Annotated in this window: 23 protein-coding genes; 18 read left to right on the forward strand and 5 right to left on the reverse strand. The window is 60.0% G+C overall.

Annotation, left to right across the window (positions count from 1 at the left end; genetic code table 11):
• Position 1: 1 nt before the first annotated feature.
• From AC097N_RS16205 to AC097N_RS16225, 5 genes are all read right to left on the reverse strand, one after another.
• A complete protein-coding gene (locus AC097N_RS16205) occupies positions 2-1,285 on the reverse strand; it encodes an FCSD flavin-binding domain-containing protein (RefSeq protein WP_479582780.1) in 1,284 nt (427 codons plus the stop codon).
• Between the two features lie 12 nt (positions 1,286-1,297).
• Positions 1,298-1,594 carry a c-type cytochrome gene (locus tag AC097N_RS16210; protein ID WP_479582783.1) on the reverse strand — a complete coding sequence of 99 codons (297 nt, stop codon included), beginning with the start codon at positions 1,592-1,594 and terminating at the stop codon, positions 1,298-1,300.
• Between the two features lie 15 nt (positions 1,595-1,609).
• Positions 1,610-1,945, reverse strand: coding sequence for a thiosulfate oxidation carrier complex protein SoxZ (soxZ, locus tag AC097N_RS16215; protein WP_479582785.1), 336 nt, complete (start codon positions 1,943-1,945; stop codon positions 1,610-1,612).
• On the reverse strand, positions 1,938-2,447 hold the full coding sequence (gene soxY, locus AC097N_RS16220) for a thiosulfate oxidation carrier protein SoxY (protein WP_479582788.1): 510 nt from the start codon (positions 2,445-2,447) through the stop codon (positions 1,938-1,940). The genes soxZ and soxY overlap by 8 nt, the downstream gene beginning before the upstream one ends.
• Positions 2,448-2,528: 81 nt before the next feature.
• A complete protein-coding gene (locus tag AC097N_RS16225; RefSeq protein ID WP_479582791.1) occupies positions 2,529-4,103 on the reverse strand; it encodes a methyl-accepting chemotaxis protein in 1,575 nt (524 codons plus the stop codon).
• Positions 4,104-4,503: 400 nt separating this feature from the next.
• On the opposite strand from AC097N_RS16225, the gene AC097N_RS16230 reads away from it, so the two are divergent.
• Genes AC097N_RS16230 through hypE form a run of 18 tightly spaced genes read left to right on the forward strand, consistent with a single transcriptional unit; the run spans position 4,504 to position 18,476 of the window.
• Entirely contained in the window at positions 4,504-5,598 is a 1,095-nt protein-coding gene (locus tag AC097N_RS16230) for a hydrogenase small subunit (RefSeq protein ID WP_479582794.1), read from the forward strand.
• 34 nt (positions 5,599-5,632) lie between these two features.
• The gene (locus AC097N_RS16235; protein WP_479582797.1) at positions 5,633-7,489 is read left to right on the forward strand and encodes a nickel-dependent hydrogenase large subunit; all 1,857 of its coding nucleotides are present in this window, start codon (positions 5,633-5,635) and stop codon (positions 7,487-7,489) included.
• 46 nt (positions 7,490-7,535) lie between these two features.
• On the forward strand, positions 7,536-8,126 hold the full coding sequence (locus tag AC097N_RS16240) for a HupE/UreJ family protein (RefSeq protein ID WP_479582800.1): 591 nt from the start codon (positions 7,536-7,538) through the stop codon (positions 8,124-8,126).
• Between the two features lie 37 nt (positions 8,127-8,163).
• Complete coding sequence (gene cybH, locus AC097N_RS16245; RefSeq protein WP_479582802.1) at positions 8,164-8,916, forward strand: Ni/Fe-hydrogenase, b-type cytochrome subunit; 753 nt, start codon at positions 8,164-8,166, stop codon at positions 8,914-8,916.
• A 5-nt stretch (positions 8,917-8,921) separates the two neighbouring features.
• The gene (locus tag AC097N_RS16250) at positions 8,922-9,260 is read left to right on the forward strand and encodes a HigA family addiction module antitoxin (RefSeq protein ID WP_479582804.1); all 339 of its coding nucleotides are present in this window, start codon (positions 8,922-8,924) and stop codon (positions 9,258-9,260) included.
• 27 nt (positions 9,261-9,287) lie between these two features.
• Positions 9,288-9,956, forward strand: a complete 669-nt coding sequence (locus tag AC097N_RS16255) for a HyaD/HybD family hydrogenase maturation endopeptidase (RefSeq protein WP_479582806.1) — start codon at positions 9,288-9,290, stop codon at positions 9,954-9,956.
• An 11-nt stretch (positions 9,957-9,967) separates the two neighbouring features.
• A complete protein-coding gene (locus AC097N_RS16260; protein WP_479582809.1) occupies positions 9,968-10,306 on the forward strand; it encodes a HypC/HybG/HupF family hydrogenase formation chaperone in 339 nt (112 codons plus the stop codon).
• Complete coding sequence (locus tag AC097N_RS16265) at positions 10,296-10,808, forward strand: hydrogenase (RefSeq protein ID WP_479582812.1); 513 nt, start codon at positions 10,296-10,298, stop codon at positions 10,806-10,808. Before AC097N_RS16260 ends, AC097N_RS16265 begins: the two co-directional genes overlap by 11 nt.
• Before the next feature lie 26 nt (positions 10,809-10,834).
• Positions 10,835-11,701: a hydrogenase expression/formation protein gene (locus tag AC097N_RS16270; RefSeq protein WP_479582814.1), complete on the forward strand. Its 867-nt coding sequence runs from the start codon at positions 10,835-10,837 to the stop codon at positions 11,699-11,701.
• A complete protein-coding gene (locus AC097N_RS16275) occupies positions 11,698-11,934 on the forward strand; it encodes a rubredoxin (protein ID WP_479582816.1) in 237 nt (78 codons plus the stop codon). The genes AC097N_RS16270 and AC097N_RS16275 overlap by 4 nt, the downstream gene beginning before the upstream one ends.
• A 12-nt stretch (positions 11,935-11,946) precedes the next feature.
• The gene (gene hybE / locus AC097N_RS16280; protein ID WP_479582818.1) at positions 11,947-12,486 is read left to right on the forward strand and encodes a [NiFe]-hydrogenase assembly chaperone HybE; all 540 of its coding nucleotides are present in this window, start codon (positions 11,947-11,949) and stop codon (positions 12,484-12,486) included.
• Positions 12,483-13,646 (forward strand): hypothetical protein, encoded by a 1,164-nt coding sequence (locus AC097N_RS16285; protein ID WP_479582822.1) that lies wholly within the window; start codon positions 12,483-12,485, stop codon positions 13,644-13,646. Before hybE ends, AC097N_RS16285 begins: the two co-directional genes overlap by 4 nt.
• A complete protein-coding gene (locus tag AC097N_RS16290) occupies positions 13,639-13,986 on the forward strand; it encodes a hydrogenase maturation nickel metallochaperone HypA/HybF (RefSeq protein ID WP_479582825.1) in 348 nt (115 codons plus the stop codon). Before AC097N_RS16285 ends, AC097N_RS16290 begins: the two co-directional genes overlap by 8 nt.
• A gap of 24 nt (positions 13,987-14,010) precedes the next feature.
• The gene (hypB, locus tag AC097N_RS16295; protein ID WP_479582827.1) at positions 14,011-14,877 is read left to right on the forward strand and encodes a hydrogenase nickel incorporation protein HypB; all 867 of its coding nucleotides are present in this window, start codon (positions 14,011-14,013) and stop codon (positions 14,875-14,877) included.
• Positions 14,877-16,043: a Kae1-like domain-containing protein gene (locus tag AC097N_RS16300; RefSeq protein WP_479582829.1), complete on the forward strand. Its 1,167-nt coding sequence runs from the start codon at positions 14,877-14,879 to the stop codon at positions 16,041-16,043. The genes hypB and AC097N_RS16300 overlap by 1 nt, the downstream gene beginning before the upstream one ends.
• Positions 16,034-16,279 carry a HypC/HybG/HupF family hydrogenase formation chaperone gene (locus tag AC097N_RS16305; protein WP_479582831.1) on the forward strand — a complete coding sequence of 82 codons (246 nt, stop codon included), beginning with the start codon at positions 16,034-16,036 and terminating at the stop codon, positions 16,277-16,279. Before AC097N_RS16300 ends, AC097N_RS16305 begins: the two co-directional genes overlap by 10 nt.
• Complete coding sequence (hypD, locus tag AC097N_RS16310) at positions 16,276-17,421, forward strand: hydrogenase formation protein HypD (RefSeq protein ID WP_479582833.1); 1,146 nt, start codon at positions 16,276-16,278, stop codon at positions 17,419-17,421. Before AC097N_RS16305 ends, hypD begins: the two co-directional genes overlap by 4 nt.
• Positions 17,418-18,476, forward strand: a complete 1,059-nt coding sequence (hypE, locus tag AC097N_RS16315; RefSeq protein WP_479582836.1) for a hydrogenase expression/formation protein HypE — start codon at positions 17,418-17,420, stop codon at positions 18,474-18,476. The genes hypD and hypE overlap by 4 nt, the downstream gene beginning before the upstream one ends.
• The last annotated feature ends 1 nt before the right edge of the window (position 18,477 follow it).

Raw genomic sequence — 18,477 nt, forward strand, 5'->3', positions numbered from 1 at the left:
CTCAGCCCAGGGTGTCGGCCCAGATGTTGTGTGCCCAGGCCATCGCATAGCGGCCCTCCACGGCGTTGGCCTCCCCGGAAACACCGCCAGAACCCGGCACCGTCACCATGGTTTTCCTTTGCGCGTCGTAGGTGTGAACACTGGCGACATGCACCACGGCTTCGTCACTGACAAAGCTGTAACAGACGTTGTTGTAGATGGGGGTCGCGTTGGGACTCTGCCCTGTCAGCAAGGCCACCACGGCCGCAGCGCAGGTCTTTCCGTGCTGGTTCGCCATGTGGCCCGACTTGGGCATGGCAGGCGCAATCTGGATCGCGTCGCCCAGCACATGAATGTACTGGGCAGCCTTTGACTCGAAAGTCAAAAAATCCACCTCGCACCAGCGCTTGTTGGCCGTGGCCAGGCCTGCCTTGACGGCAATGTCACCGGCGCGCATGGCGGGAATCACGTTGAGCACGTCGGCCCGGATGTCGTCATGGAACTCGAACTTGACCGTGCTGGTGGCGGCATCCACATCAACGGCGGCGTGCGTGGGCAGGTAGTCCACCATGCCCTTGTACCGATCAGCCCATGCTTTTTTGAACAGCGCCCCCTTGGAGGTGACATCGTCATTGGCATCCAGGACAAGCACTTTGCTTTTGGGTTTGGCCTGGCTGAAATAGTGCGCCACCTGGCACGCACGTTCATAGGGACCCGGCGGACACCGGTACGGCGCCAGCGGAATGCTGATGGCAAAAACACCCCCATCGGGCATGGCCTCCAGTTGCTTGCGCAAGGCCACGGTCTGCGCACCGGCCTTCCAGGCATGCAGCACCTGGTCCTGCGCACCGGGCTGGCCCATGCCGGGCAAGGTCTCCCACATGAAGTCAACCCCGGGCGACAAAATCAGCCGGTCGTAAGACAGCACGCCACCACCCGCCAGCCGGACAACCCGTCGGTCCGCATCAATGGCGGTAACGCTGTCACGCACCCGCCTGACACCATGCCTGGACACCAGCGGGTCGTACGACGACGTGATGTCCGCCATGGTTTTGCTGCCGCCAATCACCAGGTTGGACAGCGGACAGGAGATGAACGACGACGCTGGCTCCACCAAGGTCACGTTGATGCCGTAGTCCGACCATAGCCGAACATATTTGGCCGCCGTGGCGCCCCCATAACCGCCGCCGACCACCACCACATGTGCGCCGCGTTGATGGCCCGAGGTCGCGCAGCCCGATGCGATGCCCAGTGCGCCCAGCGCGGCACCACTCCCGATTTTTTTTATAAATTGACGACGCTGCATGAGGGCCCCCGGTTACTTCAACGCGGCGAAATAATCCGCCAGTTGTGCAAGCTGCTCATCCGAGTAGCCTCGGGTCAGTTGGTTCATGAGGGTAGCCGGCCTGCGGCCACTCTTGAAGTCCATCAGTAGTCGGAGCAGCTCGTCTTTGGGTTGCCCGGCCAACGACGCCATGCCCGGCTGCGCAACACCCTGGGTGCCATGGCATCCCGCACAGGCGGCCGCCATGCTGCGCACCGGCAACACCTGCGCACCGCTGGCCAACACAGTGGCACAAGCCCAGGCAAGACCCACCATCAGTTTCATCGGCATGTGCACACGTTTTCCTTAAACATAGGGGGGAAGCACGGTGGTTTCATCGGCGCGCGTCTCACCACGGGTGTCCGTCCAACTCACCCCAATCCTGTCACCAGTCTTCGCGCCTTTGACAACCAACTGGAGAAACGGATTTTTAGAGACCGCAGGCCCCCATTGGGTCGTCAGCACGGTCTCGCCATTGTGGGTAACAGACACGGCCTGGATATGCCACGGCGCCACCGTGTTGCCATCGGCGTCTTTGCGTTGACCGGACTCCATCGGGTGGCTCATCAAGACACGAACGCTGACCCGGTCACCCATTGCTTTCGCGTTGATCCGCGTGGGAAGCACAAGCGGGTCAACCACCGCAGCCCCCCAGGATCACCATGACGGCCTTTTTTGCAAACAAAACACGGCCATCGGCCATCACAGCCACGGCGTAGACATCGGACGACCGGTCCATCTTGCACCGCGTCGCAATGTTCGCCTCCACGCGGTCGGTCAAGTGGTACACGGCCACCAACGCAGCGGGGTTATTCTGGACCAGAATCAATAGCTGACGGACGTCCGGCAATGACGTCGATGCCGAGAGCGACACCGAGGCACCGTCATCGGCAACTTCTGGCGCCCCAAGCACCACATCAAGGCTCTCAACCGGCACGCCCGCGCCCAGCGCCCGGACGGCGCCCTCCACACTCCGGGCTTCAAAGGCTGGCGTGTTGTAGGCCGCCCAAGCGTACTGGGGGAACAGCCCTGTGGAGACCAAAAGCCCGACAACGATGGCACCGTGTTTCAGTGCTTCCCGACGGGTTTTCAATTCAGGCTCGGGGATCTCGGCAACACGATCAAAAGGCCTATTTTTCTGCAATTTGTGGTTTCCTGTTTTCAATTTCCCCGAACATACCCCATTTGATTTGTCTGCCTCCCGGTGCAGGCTCTAACAGTTGCCTTATCGCGTTAACAATCGAGGCGTTGGTATTGCGCGCATTCCGGTGGCAAAGATGGCCATATCGCCCCTATCGTCTGCGCTGTCCAAGCGAAACACGGCCACACACTGCACCTGTTCTTGCGCTTGTGCCCGAAGGCAGTCCGCCGCAGCGGACATCTGCTCCACCAGGGCCACATTTTGCTGGGTTGAGCGGCCCATCTGCGTGACCGCATCGCTGACCCTGGAGAGTCGGCTGCTTTGCTGCTGGCTTGCAGCACTGATATCGTCCATGATTTGGGTCACGCGGCCAATAGCCGTCACCACTTGCTGCATGGCGTTTCCCGCGTCGTTGGCCAGCAAACTACCCTGCCCAGCGCGTGCAACGCTGGTATTGACGAGGTGTTTGATTTGTTTGGCCGCGTCGGCACTGCGCTGGGCGAGGCTTCGCACCTCGCTGGCCACTACCGCAAATCCCCTTCCCTGCTCGCCGGCACGGGCAGCCTCCACGGCAGCATTCAGCGCCAGAATGTTGGTCTGAAAGGCAATACCATCGATCACGCCAATGATGTCCACAATGCTGCGGGCACTGTCATCAATGCCCCGCATGGTGTCCACGACCCGTTCGACCACATCGCCCGCATGGCTTGCCACGCCTGAAGCATCCTGAGCGAGCTGCCGCGCCAGCAGTGCGCCATCAGCATTTTTGCGAACAATCCCATCAAGCTGAGCCATCGATTCGGCGGCTTCCTCAAGAGCTATGGCCTGTTCTTCGGTGCGGATACTCAGGTCACGATTGCCCTGCGCAATCTCCACACTGGCCGTTGCAACTGACTCCGCGCCGTGGCGCACGTTGCAGACCACGTTCATCAGTGCATTCTGCATGCTCGCCAGCGCCAACAGAAGGGGGTGAAATTCGTCATGGACACCGTCAACGGAGACACGTGTCAGGTCTCCTTCACGAACCCGCTCGGCCATTTGCCGAGCGGTGGCGACCCGACGCAACAGAAGATGGGAGATGTACCAGGAAAAAGCAAGTAAGCCCAAGGCCACGGCGACGACCATGATCGAAACACGGGTTCGGGCGTCACGGGCCTGCAAGCCGACTTCAGCGAGCGTGTGTTCAAGTGATTGGCGCCGACGAATTTTCTCATCCTTCACCAAGTCCAGTACGTGTTTGTAGTCCGACAGGTCACCGGCCAACGGCTGACCCTTGGCCGGGTCGACCGTGTTCATGGTCCACAAGGCTTGTAACTTCGGCAAAAGAGATAGAGCAAATACCCGACTACCCGAATCAGTCGCACCGTCATCAAGCGCATCCAGCGCATGGTTGGTCTGATTCTTCAGATCGTCCATATCTGCATGGGCGGCGATCGGCAGTCCTTCAAGACGTATCAAAGAAAGACGTGTCACGTTAAGTTCGATTTGGTCCAATCGTGCCAAACCTGGTACATCACTTTGGGCGGACTGCTGCGACAAGTCATTGACCAATGTCAGGCTTACCCAGGCGGCATTGGCCACCAAAACAAGAGCAGCAATCAACACCGAAGACAACAGGTACAGCCGGTGGGCGATGCCCCAGTTGGAAAAAAAGTTCATTGTCAAAGTCTCCTCATTTTTATTTGTTGCGATACGGCGCAACAACGTAAATGAGCACTATCTGTGCCAGAGGGATCCATGGCGACGACCACGGAGAGCAAGCGCTGAGCGTTGGCTGCTATTGGCTGGTCACGCATCTCCCGGAAGTTGCATTCAACCGAAAGGTCAGCTTCCACAGATGCGAATAGAGTCAAAAAAATTGATCTCCAGTGCGCAAATTACACCAATAAAAACAGGCACTTAAATTGGCACCTAGGGGTATTCCCGCGGTCTGAACCAGGTTGGCGCGTGAATTGCGGTATCAGCCAGACCTGGGCATGAAGACAGGTCGCAACCCCCGAGTGCTTTGGGCAGCAAAGTAATCGGAGTGGCTCAAAAAAACAACTGGAGACATTCAACAATGGAAACTTTTTATGAGGTGATGCGCCGTCAGGGCATATCCCGCCGCAGTTTTTTGAAGTACTGCTCCCTGACAGCCACATCACTCGGCTTGGGGCCCGCCTTTGTGCCGCAGATCGCACATGCCATGGAAAACAAGCCACGCACGCCCGTGCTGTGGCTACACGGACTGGAATGCACTTGCTGCTCGGAGTCGTTCATCCGCTCGGCGCATCCGCTGGCGAAGGATGTCGTGCTGTCCATGATTTCGCTGGACTATGACGACACCCTGATGGCCGCAGCAGGCCACCAGGCAGAGGCCATTCTCGAAGAGATCATGGTCAAGTACAAGGGCAACTACATCCTCGCAGTGGAAGGCAACCCGCCGTTGAATCAGGACGGCATGAGCTGCATCATCGGCGGCAAGCCCTTCATCGAGCAGTTGAAGCACGTCGCCAAAGATGCCAAGGCCATCATCTCCTGGGGCTCCTGCGCGTCATGGGGCTGTGTGCAGGCGGCCAAGCCGAATCCGACGCAGGCAACGCCCATCCACAAGGTTATTTTTGACAAGCCCATCATCAAGGTGCCAGGCTGTCCCCCCATTGCCGAGGTGATGACCGGGGTGATCACTTACATGCTCACCTTTGATCGCATCCCTGAGCTGGACCGCCAGGGCCGCCCCAAAATGTTCTACAGCCAGCGCATCCATGACAAATGCTATCGCCGCCCCCACTTCGATGCGGGCCAGTTTGTTGAAGCATTTGACGATGAATCCGCACGCAAGGGCTACTGCCTGTACAAGGTCGGCTGCAAGGGCCCTACCACTTACAACGCCTGCTCCACAACGCGCTGGAATGAGGGCACGAGTTTCCCGATTCAGGCCGGACACGGCTGCATCGGCTGCTCGGAAGACGGCTTCTGGGACAAAGGCTCTTTCTATGACCGCCTGACCAACATCCACCAGTTTGGCGTGGAAGCCAATGCCGATCAAATCGGCGGGACAGCAGCTGGCGTGGTAGGGGCAGCCGCAGTCGCCCACGCGGCGGTATCCGCCATCAAGCGCGCCAACCAGAAGACAGACACCCGCCAAAGTGAATCAGCGCCTGCTGATCACTAAGCACAACACAAGACAAGACAACCAAGGAAAAAACATGGGTGCATACGAAACGCAAGGTTTCAAGATGGACAACACGGGCCGACGCATCGTGGTTGATCCGGTCACGCGCATTGAAGGTCATATGCGTGTTGAGGTGAATGTGGACAGCAGCAACATCATTCGCAATGCCGTATCAACCGGCACAATGTGGCGCGGCCTGGAAGTGATTCTCAAGGGCCGCGATCCACGCGACGCCTGGGCATTTGTCGAACGCATTTGCGGCGTGTGCACGGGCTGTCACGCCTTGGCCTCGGTCCGCGCCGTGGAAGACGCGCTCGGCATCGTGATACCGAAAAACGCTTACCTGATCCGCGAAATCATGGCCAAGACGCTTCAGGTACATGACCACGCCGTGCACTTCTACCATTTGCATGCGCTGGACTGGGTGGACGTGGTGTCCGCCCTCAAAGCTGACCCGAAAAAGACCTCCGAGCTGCAACAGGCCGTGTCACCCAGTCATCCGCTGTCGTCGCCCGGCTATTTCCGCGACATCCAGAATCGTCTCAAGAAGTTTGTGGAAAGTGGCCAGCTCGGACCCTTCATGAACGGCTACTGGGGTTCCAAAGCCTATGTGTTGCCGCCTGAAGCCAATTTGATGGCCGTCACACACTACCTTGAAGCGCTGGACTTGCAAAAGGAATGGGTCAAGATTCACACCATCTTCGGTGGCAAAAATCCTCATCCGAATTATCTGGTGGGCGGCATGCCCTGCGCGATCAACCTCGACAAGGAAGGCGCTGCAGGAGCCCCGGTGAACATGGAACGCCTGAACTTTGTTGAGCAACGCATCAAGGAAATGATCGAGTTCAACAACAACGTCTACATACCTGACGTACTGGCCATCGGCACGATCTACAAAAATGCTGGCTGGCTCTATGGCGGTGGTCTGGCTGCCACCAATGTGATGGACTACGGCACCTACGAAAAGGTCATGGGCGACCACAGTACCCAAAAACTGCCGGGCGGCGCCATCCTCGACGGCAACTGGAACAAGATTCACGCCGTTGACCCGCGCGATCCGGAACAGGTGCAGGAGTTCGTGACGCACAGCTGGTACAAGTACGGCGACGAGACCAAGGGCCTGCATGGTTGGGATGGTGTGACCGAACCCAACTACGTGTTGGGGGCCAAGACCAAAGGGACACGCACCAGCATCGATGAAATCGACGAAAGTGCGAAGTACTCCTGGGTCAAGTCGCCACGCTGGCGTGGCCATGCGATGGAAGTTGGTCCACTGTCGCGCTACATCCTGGGCTACGCACACGCCCAGCAGGGCAACAAAAATTGCCAGCGGGTCAAGGAGCAAATCGACACCTCCGCCGCAATCATCAACAGTGCCTTCCCCAAGGCCTTGGGCATGGCCGAGACGCAATACACCGTCAAACAGTTGATGCCCACCACGATTGGCCGCACGCTGGCACGCGCACTGGAATCACAGTACTGCGCAGAAATGATGTACGACGACTTCAAGGAGATGGTCGCCAACATCAAGGCGGGTGATACCGCCACGGCCAATGTCGAAAAATGGGATCCCTCCACCTGGCCCAAAGAGGCCAAAGGCGTGGGCACCGTCGCGGCGCCACGCGGCGCACTGGGTCACTGGATCAAGATCAAGGACGGTCGCATTGAAAACTACCAATGTGTGGTACCCAGCACCTGGAACGCCAGCCCGCGCGACCACAAGGGCCAGATTGGCGCTTTTGAAGCCAGCCTGATGAACACGCCCATGGCCAATCCGGAACAACCGGTGGAGATCTTGCGAACACTGCATTCGTTCGATCCCTGCATGGCCTGTTCAACCCATGTGATGAGCCCTGAAGGGCAAGAGATGGCCACAGTCACCGTGCGTTAAGCGCCTCTTTTTTTACTCGTCCCGTATTACCAGGAGACATTTCAAAATGAAAAAAATTAACTTATTGCGATCCGCGGCTGCTTTGACCCTGATGACGACGATCGCCTCGGCGCAGGCCCATACCGGGCATGGCGCGGAGGGGTTTGTCGCCGGCATCGTCCATCCATTTTTGGGTCTGGACCACTTACTCGCGATGGTGGCCGTCGGCATTTGGTCCGTCATCATGCTGCCCAAGGCCCATCGCCTGGCTGGACCGGCGCTGTTCGTCGCGATGCTGCTCGTCGGGGCATTGATGGCACTGACAGGTTTTGCATTGCCGCAAGCTGAGCCCGCCATCGCGGGCAGTGTGATGGTTCTGGGCGCCCTGCTGCTGCTGGCACGCAGGACAGGACTGATCGCCGGGCTAGCCCTGGTGTCAGTCGCCGCGCTGCTTCATGGGTATGCCCATGGTGCCGAACTGATTCCAGGGCAATCATTTGCAGCCTATGCCGCAGGCTTCATGTTCGGCTCTGCCGCATTGCACGGGATCGGACTGGCTGCCGGCAATGCGCTGCAGAACTTGCCGACATGGGTGGGACGCACAACTGCCGTCCTGATGGGCGCATCGGGCGTGGTCATGCTGGCGGCGCGTTTGTAACGCACCTGTCAAGAATTTCCTTCAACGGAGAAGCACCATGTCTTCAACACACGCCACACCGGCCAAGCAACACAACGACAAGCCAGCCGATGAAGCGGCTGCTGACGCGCTGGAGGTCGCCCGGGCCTCCTCCATCAAGTCGGTCTATGTTTACGAAGCTCCAATACGGGTATGGCACTGGATCAATGCACTCGCCATCACCGTACTGTCCATCACAGGTTATTTCATAGGATCCCCCTTGCCGACACAGCCCGGGGAGGCCAGTGCCAATTTTCTGATGGGTTACATCCGGTTTGCGCATTTCGCATCAGGCTACATACTGGCCGTCGGCTTGCTCGGGCGCATCTACTGGGCTTTTGTCGGCAACCACCATGCGCGTGAATTGTTCTGGGTACCGATCTTCCAGCGCGCCTACTGGCACGAACTGGTCGGCATGCTGAAGTGGTACGCGTTTCTGTCAGACCGCCCCGGGCGGTACGTCGGCCACAACCCCTTGGCACGCTTTGCCATGGTTTTCGGCTTCATGCTGCTTTCGGTATTCATGATCGTGACCGGCTTCGCGCTCTATGGCGAAGGCTCCCAAATGGGTTCATGGCAGGAACGCTTGTTTGGCTGGGTGATCCCCTTGATGGGACAGTCGCAGGACGTGCACACCTGGCACCATCTGGGTCTATGGGGTCTGGTGATGTTTGTCATCCTGCACGTCTACGCAGCCATTCGTGAAGACATCATGGGCCGCTCAAGCGTGATCAGCACCATGATCTCCGGCCATCGCACCTTCAAGGACTGATGATCGTGACAACCGCGTGGCGTCAACTGTCGACCATGAAGGGCACGCCCCCCGGTGTGCCGCCACGTGCGCCCTGGCATCCCGGGCATTTTTTAAACCGCAATTACCTCGCACCCATGGGCTTGTCACAGACCGATGCGGCGCACTTGCTGGGGGTATCCCGTCGTCGTCTGCATGAACTGGTGCAAGGGCAACGCAGCATGACCCCCGACACAGCCATCCGCTGCGCCTTGGTGTTTCAGTCTGACGCAACTTTTTGGCTGACCCTGCAAGCCGCGTGGGACAGTTTCCACGCGTGGAAGTTGCTGCGCTCACGGTCGGGCCAGGCGCCCGGCATTCGCTAACCCACCAATTGAAGGAATAAATTCACCATGAGCCCCAATTCGCCTCAAACCACCTGTCACCAGGGTGGTGACAACCTGGAGAGCATTTGTGTCCTGGGTATCGGTAACGTCCTGTGGGCCGATGAAGGCTTTGGCGTGCGATGCATCCAGACGCTGCAAAGCCGCTACGAATTTGCACCCCACGTCCGTCTGATCGATGGCGGCACCCAAGGCCTGTACCTGATTCAGCATGTGCAGGCAGCCACACGCCTCCTCATATTTGATGCCATCGACTACGGCCTTGTCCCTGGCACGCTGAAAGTCATTGAGGACGATGAAGTTCCCCGTTTCATGGGCGCCAAGAAAATGAGCCTGCACCAGACGGGTTTTCAGGAGGTACTCATGCTGGCGCAATTAACTGAAAAATTTCCGAGCCAGGTCATGCTGATCGGTTGTCAGCCCGAAGAGCTGGATGACTATGGCGGCAGTCTGCGCCCTAGCGTCAAACGCGCCATGGAAGACGCCCTGGCGCTGGGCGTTCATGCCTTGCGAAGCTGGGGGGCACAACCCGTCGCGCGAACAACGCCCCTCACTGACCTCGAGGCCGTCACGTTTGCCCAACTGGACCTCGACAGTTATGAGGGCCAACGGCCAGACGAAGACTTGGCCTGCCGCCTGGGCGACGACCGGTTCTTTCCTTCTGCGGTAACGACCTGAGGCCACCCACCATGTGTATTGGCATTCCCATGCAAGTTGTCACCGTTGAGCCCGGCCATGCCCTGTGCGAGGGACGCGGCGAACGCCGACGCGTGAACACGGCCCTGGTAGGCGCAGCCATAGCCAGTGAGTGGTTGCTGATTTTCATCGACAGCGCCCAGGAACGAATCAGCGCTGAACGGGCGCAGGAAATCAATGTCACCCTTAACCTGATGGAAGCAGCGCTACAGGGCGACACCCTCGACAAAAGCGTGGGCTTCAGCCTGCCATCTGCCATGAGCCGGGAACAGATTTTGGCGCTGTCGGGCTCGACACAACAACAAACTTTGGAGAAATCTCTTGAACACTGAAACCATGGCTGCGGCAAGCAGCGAAGCTTTTGTCACACTTCCCGTACAAGCACCCCGTGCCGTACCTGAAACATCCCCTCTGATCGAGCGACTGGTCAGTGAGCATGGTGCCACCTGGGTTGACGAGCAAACAATTGATGCATGGGCCGCCGAAGGTGGCGACCGCGTTGTTCTGTTCGCAGGTGACCCGGTGCAATTTCCGGAAGGGCTGGATGTCGCCGTGGTTCTGCCTGAACTGCAACGCTGCTTTCCTGACCGATTCAAGGTGGCCGTGGTACCGCGCCAGCTTGAACAGGCCCTGGCCAAACGTTACGGATCACAACGCTGGCCGACGTTGTTATTTCTGCGTGACGGCCAGTACATCACCACCCTGTGCGGCATGCACGACTGGGACGAGTACATCCAGGAAATGGCCCGATGCCTGTCCATGCCGATTTCACGTGCCCCGACGATTGGCATTCCCGTGGTCAGCGCCACCGCATCTGGCACATCCTGCCACTGAAGCTGTTACTAAAGAGGTATCTCGCAATGAAAGACTTTCCCATTCCCGTCGTCAGCATTGGCCCAGGCAGCCAACTCGAAGACGACGTTCTGGACTACATGGCCATGCCTCAGGGCATGGAAACCTTCCGCCCACCCGTGTTGCCTGAGCCGGAGGAAATTGCCGCCCGCGTCGGTGCACATGTCGCTTTACGTGACGCTTTGGCGTTGCTGGAAGAAGTACGCCACGGCGGCCCCAACCGCAGTGTTGATCTGGGCCATCTGTCCATGCCTGATTTGAAGCTAATCAATCAGGTTCTCGGTGAAGGCGAAGTCAGTTCCATCGTCAAAAGCGCGGGCGATGCGCAAGTCGAGTTGAACATTCAGGAATCGGTGTTTGCCGGCGTCTGGCGTGTCATACAGTCGGTCAATGGTGCGGTGGTGTCCGACACCCTGGAGCTGGGTGCTGTGCCAGCGGTCCTCAAGAGCACGGCCAAACAAGACGTCTGGCCCTCCGTACCTCGCTGGGAGGGTGCCTTGCCACCCAATGTACAGAATGCGCCCTCACTGCTGGCCGAGATTGAGGACCAGTGGCGCACCTGGCAACCTGGCGAACCGGCGCATGTGGTGAACCTCACCTTGTTGCCCATGTCCAATGAGGACATTGGTTTTCTTGACCACCATCTGGGCACAGGCCGTGTCCTGATTCTTTCGCGCGGCTACGGCAACTGCCGCATCACCAACACCTGCACGCCCAATTGCTGGCGCGTGGTGTACTACAACTCGCAAGACCTGGTGATTCTCAACACCGTCGAAGTCACCGAAATCCCGGAAGTGGCACTGGCTGCACCGGAAGACTTGCAAGACTCCTATGAGCGCCTCAAGGAAGTGCTCGAATGGGTGGAGCAGGCATGATTTCCTCCAGCGCGCCCCGCTTTGAAGGCAGCTACCTTGGCAACAGTGCGCGGCTGCCTGCGACCGCGCGTCTGGAGTGCAAGATTTGCTGGTGGGTCTATGACCCGGCACTGGGAGACCCCGTTTGGCAAGTGGCGCCGGGGACGGCGTTCAGCGACCTCCCCGCCCATTGGCGCTGTCCCGAATGCGATGGCGAAGCCGAACAATTCATGGTGTTGGTGGACCCTGCATAGGCAAGTATCCAGATGCACCACCTGAAACCGCCATCATCCTTCACGGCCGTGCTACGTTCGCGTACGGATACGCTCGTCGCGTTGTTTGACAGCGTGGCCAAAACCCGCATGGCAGGTATTCCGATACTGAACCCGGCGCTACGTGTTGAAGCCCTTGGGTTTGAATTGTGCCAAGGCCATGCCGATCAACCCGGCGAGCCACAAGGCGCCGTGGGTGTGCTGATTACCCCCTGGTTCATGAATCTGGTCTGGTTCCCGCTGGAGCGAATCGATCAACCCCATGCGGCAGGGACCAGCCGGACCCATCAAGTCGGCACCGAATGCTTTGATTTCATCGCGGGCTACGAATCCATTTTTGGCAGTTATGAGGCCTGTTCACTCTTTTCACCCATGTTCGAATTCCATGACCACGCTGCGGCACGCGCTACAGGCGAGGCCGTTTTGGCGACGCTGCGCCAGCCACCGATGCCCGCACCGGCCAAGCCTTCCGACCTGGCGGCACGCCGGGCCTTCCTGTTCGGGCGCAGGTCGTCTGCAGGAGATGCGCCATGAGCCTGGCAAGTCCCGACGACCTGGCGGGTGTGCTGCGTGTGGCGCCAGGCCAGCCACGGCCCCACAACCTGGTGAGCAGCCGTCGCGATTGGGCGGCTTTACTCACACGCGGGGTGCCCGCCGCGACCTTGTCCACCCGGTTGGGCAGTCTGTTCAGCCTGTGTGGGCATGCGCATCGCCTGTGTGCCGACATGGCTGTCACGTCGGCACTGGGGCGTGCGGCGCCCACCCGGCTGAATGCCGCACAAGAGCTGCAGCAGGAAACCTTGCGCGAGCATGTCCGCCGCATCGGTCTGGACTGGCCTGGGCAACTGGCGTTTGGGCTGGTATCCGATCAGGCGAGGCGGCAAGCCCACGCGGCACTGCAGCAGTGCCCGCTATTTACGGCGGCTGTGGCGCCAGACTTGTCTGGCGGCCAACAGCCTGAGCCTTGTCCTGGCCTGCAGCATTGGCTGGGGACACACCTGCTGGGTATGCCGGCGCAGGTGTGGCTGGCCCACTGGGAACAAGACCCCGCCGCCTGGCTGCGCGCATGGAGCGATGAGGACTCCGGCTGGCTGGCCGACTTGCTGCGCCAGGCCCGACCGCAGGCTGACAAACTAACCCCTGCCGCCCCGTTCTTGCGCGTGCACGCCAGCGAGGCCGGTTTGATGGTGCTGGCCGACTGCCTGCGTCGTCAGTCCGGTTTCACGCGCCAGCCCTTGTGGCGTGGCCAATGTGCTGAAACCGGCCCATGGACACGCCTGCGCCAGGCCAACCCTGAAATGATCAACACGCCGTGGCTGCGCCTGGGCTCCCGTCTGGCCGAGCTGGTCCGCCTCGCGCTGGCCGATGAACCTCGCCGCAGCGGCGCGTCATGGCTGGCCATCGGCAGCATGGCAACGGCCCGGGGCGAGGGCCTGGCCTGGGTTGAAATGGCACGCGGCTTGCTGGTTCACCATGTCCAGCTTGACGGTACACAAGAAGACGCCCGGGTGACATCGTGCCATGTGCTGGCACCGACGGAATGGAATTTCCATCCGCAGGGCGCGGTCGCACAGGCCCTTGAAAAATTGCCCCCCCCAACGGCACCCGGGGTTTGCCGGGAAACCGATCTGCTCTTCAGCGCGTACGATCCCTGCGTGAAACATGAACTATTAACGGAGGACTGCCATGCATGAGGCGAGTCTGGCCGGGGGCATTCTCAAACTGGTCGAAGACACAGCGCTGCGCGAAGGATTTCGCCGCGTCACCCTGCTTCGGCTCGAAGCCGGGCAACTTGCTGGCGTGGAAGCACGCGCCTTGCGGTTTGCACTCGAAGCGTTGGCACCCGGCACCTGTCTGCAAGATGCCCGATTTGAAATTGATGAACCACCCGGCCAAGCCTGGTGCCTGCCCTGCGGACAAACGGTCTTGATCCAGCAACGTGGCGACGCCTGTCCAAGCTGCGGCCACTATCAGTTGCAGGCCACTGGCGGCACTGAATTACGCGTCGTCGACATGTTGGTCGAAGATGACTGAACTCAACAACAAGGAGACAAAACAATGTGTGTCATTTGCGGCTGTTCCAACACCGGTACAAAAACATCTGTGATTGAAGGGCATGACCCTCTTCACACCCATGTCCATGTCGATCCACTCAGTGGCGACCTGAATTTCGGCGCCGGTGCTGCGCGGGTATCCGTGCCCGGCATGAGCCAGACCCGTGCCATCAAGCTGGAGACCGATATTTTGGGTGCCAACAACCAGATCGCCCGCCAAAACCGTCAACACTTCGAGGCCCACGGGGTGACGGCCCTGAATCTGGTATCGAGCCCTGGCTCGGGCAAAACCACCTTGCTGTGCGCCACCATCGAAGCCCTGAAGGCCCGCGAACCAGGCTTGCATGTGGCCGTCATAGAGGGTGACCAGCAAACCAGTTTTGACGCCGACCGGATTCGCGCCACCGGCGCACCGGCCATTCAGATCAATACCGGCAAGGGCTGCCACCTGGATGCACCCATGGTGGCACAAGCGTTTTCGCAGCTCCACCAGCACCAGGATGCCGATCATGACCACCATCACCATCACCATTCGCATGCGGACGAACACAGCCTGCTGTTCATTGAGAACGTAGGCAACCTGGTATGCCCTGCCGTTTGGGACCTTGGAGAAGCGGCCAAGGTGGCGATTCTGTCGGTCACTGAAGGCGAAGACAAGCCGCTCAAATACCCCGACATGTTTGCCGCTTCAAAGCTGATGATCCTCAATAAAATTGACCTGCTCCCTCATGTCAAATTCGACGTGCAGCGCTGCATTGAACTCGCACGCCGCGTCAACCCGACCATCGAGATATTGAAATTGTCTGCCACCACGGGTGAGGGCATGGACGCCTGGCTGAACTGGCTCGGGCACGCCATGGCGCCGCAATGATGGCGGCCCACCTGCCCCCGGTGCTGGCCTGCGGTGCCTGGCTCAAAAATGCGGCGTGTTTACTCTCGGAGGGACAGGCGCAGTGGTCTGCGCCGCATGGTGACTTGAGCGACCCCGATGCCTGTTGCGCCCTGGAGATGTCCGTGCACGCCTTGCTGCGTCAAGCGGCGCATCCCGTGGCCGCTGTGGCGCATGATCTGCACCCTGATTTCTACAGCACGCGTCTGGCCATTGAGCTGGCGAATGAACTGGGTGTGCCCGCCATGGGCGTGCAGCATCACCATGCGCATATCGCCGCAGTGATGGCTGAGCATGATCTGCAGGAACCCGTGGTAGGACTGGCGCTAGACGGCGTCGGGCTCGGCACCGATGGCACCGCCTGGGGTGGCGAATTGCTGTGGGTTGATCAACGCGAGTGGCGGCGTCTGGGCCATCTGTGGCCGCTGGCGCTGCCGGGCGGGGATGTGGCGGCAAGGGAGCCGTGGCGCATGGCAGCCGCCGCACTGCATGCGCTGGACCGCACACCTGAAGTCGGCCCGCGATTTTCCGCGGTCGTCGGGAAGAGCGCCGCAGACACGGTACAACGCATGCTGGAGCAAGGCATCCATTGCCCCATCACCACCAGCACCGGGCGCTGGTTTGATGCCGCCGCAGGAGCCTTGGGACTAAGCATTCGGCAAGCCCACGAAGCCGAAGCCGCGATAGCCCTTGAAAAGATGGCGCAAGCTTGGCTCGACCACAACGCCCATCCTCCCGTACGCCCTGCGGTTGACACGCACAACCTGGCCCTGCTGGACCTGCGCCCGTTGCTGACACTGCTTCTGGCAACACCCGCAGACTCCCCGGCTGTGCCGGCTGCGGCAGCCTGGTTCCACCTGGCACTGGCCGATGCGCTCGCCGACTGGGCAACAAATGCCGCTCAAAAGACCGGCGTGCGTACAGTATGCCTGGGCGGTGGGTGCTTTTTAAACAAGGTGCTTGAACGTCGCATCACCTCCGGCCTGCAACAACGCGGCCTGAAGGTACTGATGCCGCAAAGTCAGTCCTGCGGCGATGCGGGCCTGGCACTGGGCCAGGCCTGGGTTGCAGCACATGGCCTCGCAGCACAAACTCATACCTACGCCACCCTTCCCAACCCTGAAACCGAAAGCCTGTCATGTGCCTAGCCATACCCGCCAAACTGGTTGAGCTTCTTGCCAACGACCAGGCCATTGTTGACCTTGGAGGCATCCGCAAGGAAATATCCATTGCCCTGGTGCCCGATGCCGTTGTCGGTGACTACGTGATCGTTCACGTCGGTCATGCCATCGGACGCATTGATCCGGAAGAAGCCGAACGCACACTGATCATGTTTGGCGAGATGGCCCGGCATGCAGACCAGCCACTGGAGACCACACCATGAAATACATTGATGAATTCCGCGATGGCGACATCGCTCGCAAGATTTCAGAACGGTTGGCGACTGAGGTCAAACCCGACCGAAACTACAGTTTCATGGAGTTCTGCGGCGGTCACACCCACGCCATATCCCGCTACGGCATCGCCGAACTGCTGCCACCCAATGTGCGCATGGTCCACGGACCAGGCTGCCCTGTGTGCGTCTTGCCGATTGGTCGGATTGACCTGGCCATCGCGCTGGCGCTCGAACGCAACGTCATCGTTTGCACCTACGGCGACACCATGCGCGTGCCGGCCTCCAAGGGTCTGTCGTTGGTCAAAGCCAAGGCACGCGGTGGCGACATCCGCATGGTGTATTCCGCTGCCGACGCACTGACGATTGCCCGACAAAATCCGGACCGGGAAGTGGTGTTTTTTGCCATCGGGTTTGAAACAACCACCCCGCCCACCGCACTGGCAATTCGCTATGCCCAGCGTCAGGATTTGAAAAATTTCACCGTCTTGAGCTGCCATGTGCTGACGCCCTCGGCGATCACCCACATCCTGGAGTCGCCTGAAGTACGGCAATACGGCACGGTGCCGATTGACGGCTTCATCGGCCCGGCCCATGTGAGCATCGTCATTGGTTCCGGCCCCTACGAACATTTTGCAGATGAATACCGCAAACCCGTGGTGATTGCAGGCTTCGAGCCGCTCGATGTGATGCAGGCCGTGCTAATGCTGGTGCGTCAGGTGAACGAGGGCCGCCATGAAGTCGAAAACGAGTTCACCCGGGCGGTTGACCGGGATGGCAACCTGAATGCACAAGCACTGGTGTCCGACGTGTTTGAACTGCGCACCAGCTTTGAATGGCGTGGCCTGGGCGAGGTGCCTTACAGCGCCCTGAAAATCCGGCCGGCCTTTGCACAGTTTGACGCCGAACGCCGCTTCAACCTCGACTACCGTCCCGTGGCTGATAACAAGGCTTGCGAGTGCGGCGCTATTTTGCGGGGTGTCAAGAAACCGACGGATTGCAAAATTTTTGGCACCGTGTGCACGCCAGAAAACCCGGTGGGATCGTGCATGGTCTCCAGTGAAGGGGCCTGCGCTGCCCACTATTCCTACGGGCGCTTCCGCGACATCGCCATCGTGGCAGAAACTGCATGACAACCATGGCCAAGAAAAACTACATCCGCCCACTCGACCTCAAAAATGGTCGCATCGACATGGGCCACGGTGCCGGTGGCCGTGCCGCCGCCCAGCTGATTGAAGAACTGTTCGTCGCCGCACTGGACAACCCCTGTTTGCGCCAGGGCGACGACAGCGCGTCATTTGCCATTCCCGTCGGGGGGCGCATGGTGATGGCGACCGATGGCCACGTGGTGTCGCCACTGTTTTTCCCGGGCGGTGATATAGGCTGTCTGAGTGTGCACGGCACCATCAACGACGTCGCCATGTCCGGGGCACAACCGCTGTACCTGGCGGCCAGCTTCATCCTGGAAGAAGGGTTCCCGCTGTCCGAACTCAAACGCATTGTGGACAGCATGGCAGCCGCTTCGCGCGAGGCGGGTGTTCCGGTCATCACGGGCGACACCAAGGTGGTGGAGCGCGGCAAGGGTGATGGCGTGTTCATCAGCACCACCGGCATTGGTGTGGTGGCGCCAGGCGTTGACATCGCAGGGATCAATGCGCGCCCGGGCGACGTCGTGCTGTTGTCGGGCACCATCGGTGACCACGGCGTGGCGATTCTTTCCAAACGCGAGTCGCTCGACTTCGAGACCACGATTGAGTCCGATACCGCCGCCCTGCACACGCTGGTGGCGGCCATGCTGCAGGCCGCGCCCGGCGGCGTGCGCGTGTTGCGCGACCCGACACGCGGCGGCCTGGCCACCACGCTCAACGAAATCGCGGGCCAGTCCGGCGTCGGCATGGTGCTGGAAGAGGCCGCGATTCCGGTGCTGCCGCAGGTCGATGCGGCCTGCGAGCTGCTGGGCCTGGACCCGCTGTACGTCGCCAACGAAGGCAAATTGATTGCCATTTGCCGCCCCGAGAGCGCCGCGGCCCTGTTGCTCGCCATGCGCGCCCATCCGCTGGGCGCGCAAGCGGTGCGCATCGGCACCGTGACCGAAGACCCGCACCACTTTGTGCAAATGAACACCCGCTTCGGCGGCCGGCGCGTGGTGGACTGGCTCAGCGGCGAGCAACTACCGCGAATCTGTTGAC

This window comes from Rhodoferax sp. LS1R11 (genome assembly GCF_056521395.1).

Coding starts and splice junctions, on each gene's coding strand:
- AC097N_RS16290 (WP_479582825.1), top strand. CDS start 13,639: ATGCATGAGGCGAGTCTGGCCGGGGGCATTCTCAAACTGGTCGAAGAC.
- AC097N_RS16300 (WP_479582829.1), top strand. CDS start 14,877: ATGGCGGCCCACCTGCCCCCGGTGCTGGCCTGCGGTGCCTGGCTCAAA.
- AC097N_RS16225 (WP_479582791.1), bottom strand. CDS start 4,103: ATGAACTTTTTTTCCAACTGGGGCATCGCCCACCGGCTGTACCTGTTG.
- AC097N_RS16305 (WP_479582831.1), top strand. CDS start 16,034: ATGTGCCTAGCCATACCCGCCAAACTGGTTGAGCTTCTTGCCAACGAC.
- AC097N_RS16240 (WP_479582800.1), top strand. CDS start 7,536: ATGAAAAAAATTAACTTATTGCGATCCGCGGCTGCTTTGACCCTGATG.
- AC097N_RS16285 (WP_479582822.1), top strand. CDS start 12,483: ATGAGCCTGGCAAGTCCCGACGACCTGGCGGGTGTGCTGCGTGTGGCG.
- AC097N_RS16205 (WP_479582780.1), bottom strand. CDS start 1,285: ATGCAGCGTCGTCAATTTATAAAAAAAATCGGGAGTGGTGCCGCGCTG.
- AC097N_RS16270 (WP_479582814.1), top strand. CDS start 10,835: ATGAAAGACTTTCCCATTCCCGTCGTCAGCATTGGCCCAGGCAGCCAA.
- hypE (WP_479582836.1), top strand. CDS start 17,418: ATGACAACCATGGCCAAGAAAAACTACATCCGCCCACTCGACCTCAAA.
- AC097N_RS16255 (WP_479582806.1), top strand. CDS start 9,288: ATGAGCCCCAATTCGCCTCAAACCACCTGTCACCAGGGTGGTGACAAC.
- hypD (WP_479582833.1), top strand. CDS start 16,276: ATGAAATACATTGATGAATTCCGCGATGGCGACATCGCTCGCAAGATT.
- AC097N_RS16275 (WP_479582816.1), top strand. CDS start 11,698: ATGATTTCCTCCAGCGCGCCCCGCTTTGAAGGCAGCTACCTTGGCAAC.
- hybE (WP_479582818.1), top strand. CDS start 11,947: ATGCACCACCTGAAACCGCCATCATCCTTCACGGCCGTGCTACGTTCG.
- cybH (WP_479582802.1), top strand. CDS start 8,164: ATGTCTTCAACACACGCCACACCGGCCAAGCAACACAACGACAAGCCA.
- AC097N_RS16235 (WP_479582797.1), top strand. CDS start 5,633: ATGGGTGCATACGAAACGCAAGGTTTCAAGATGGACAACACGGGCCGA.
- AC097N_RS16210 (WP_479582783.1), bottom strand. CDS start 1,594: ATGCCGATGAAACTGATGGTGGGTCTTGCCTGGGCTTGTGCCACTGTG.
- AC097N_RS16260 (WP_479582809.1), top strand. CDS start 9,968: ATGTGTATTGGCATTCCCATGCAAGTTGTCACCGTTGAGCCCGGCCAT.
- AC097N_RS16230 (WP_479582794.1), top strand. CDS start 4,504: ATGGAAACTTTTTATGAGGTGATGCGCCGTCAGGGCATATCCCGCCGC.
- hypB (WP_479582827.1), top strand. CDS start 14,011: ATGTGTGTCATTTGCGGCTGTTCCAACACCGGTACAAAAACATCTGTG.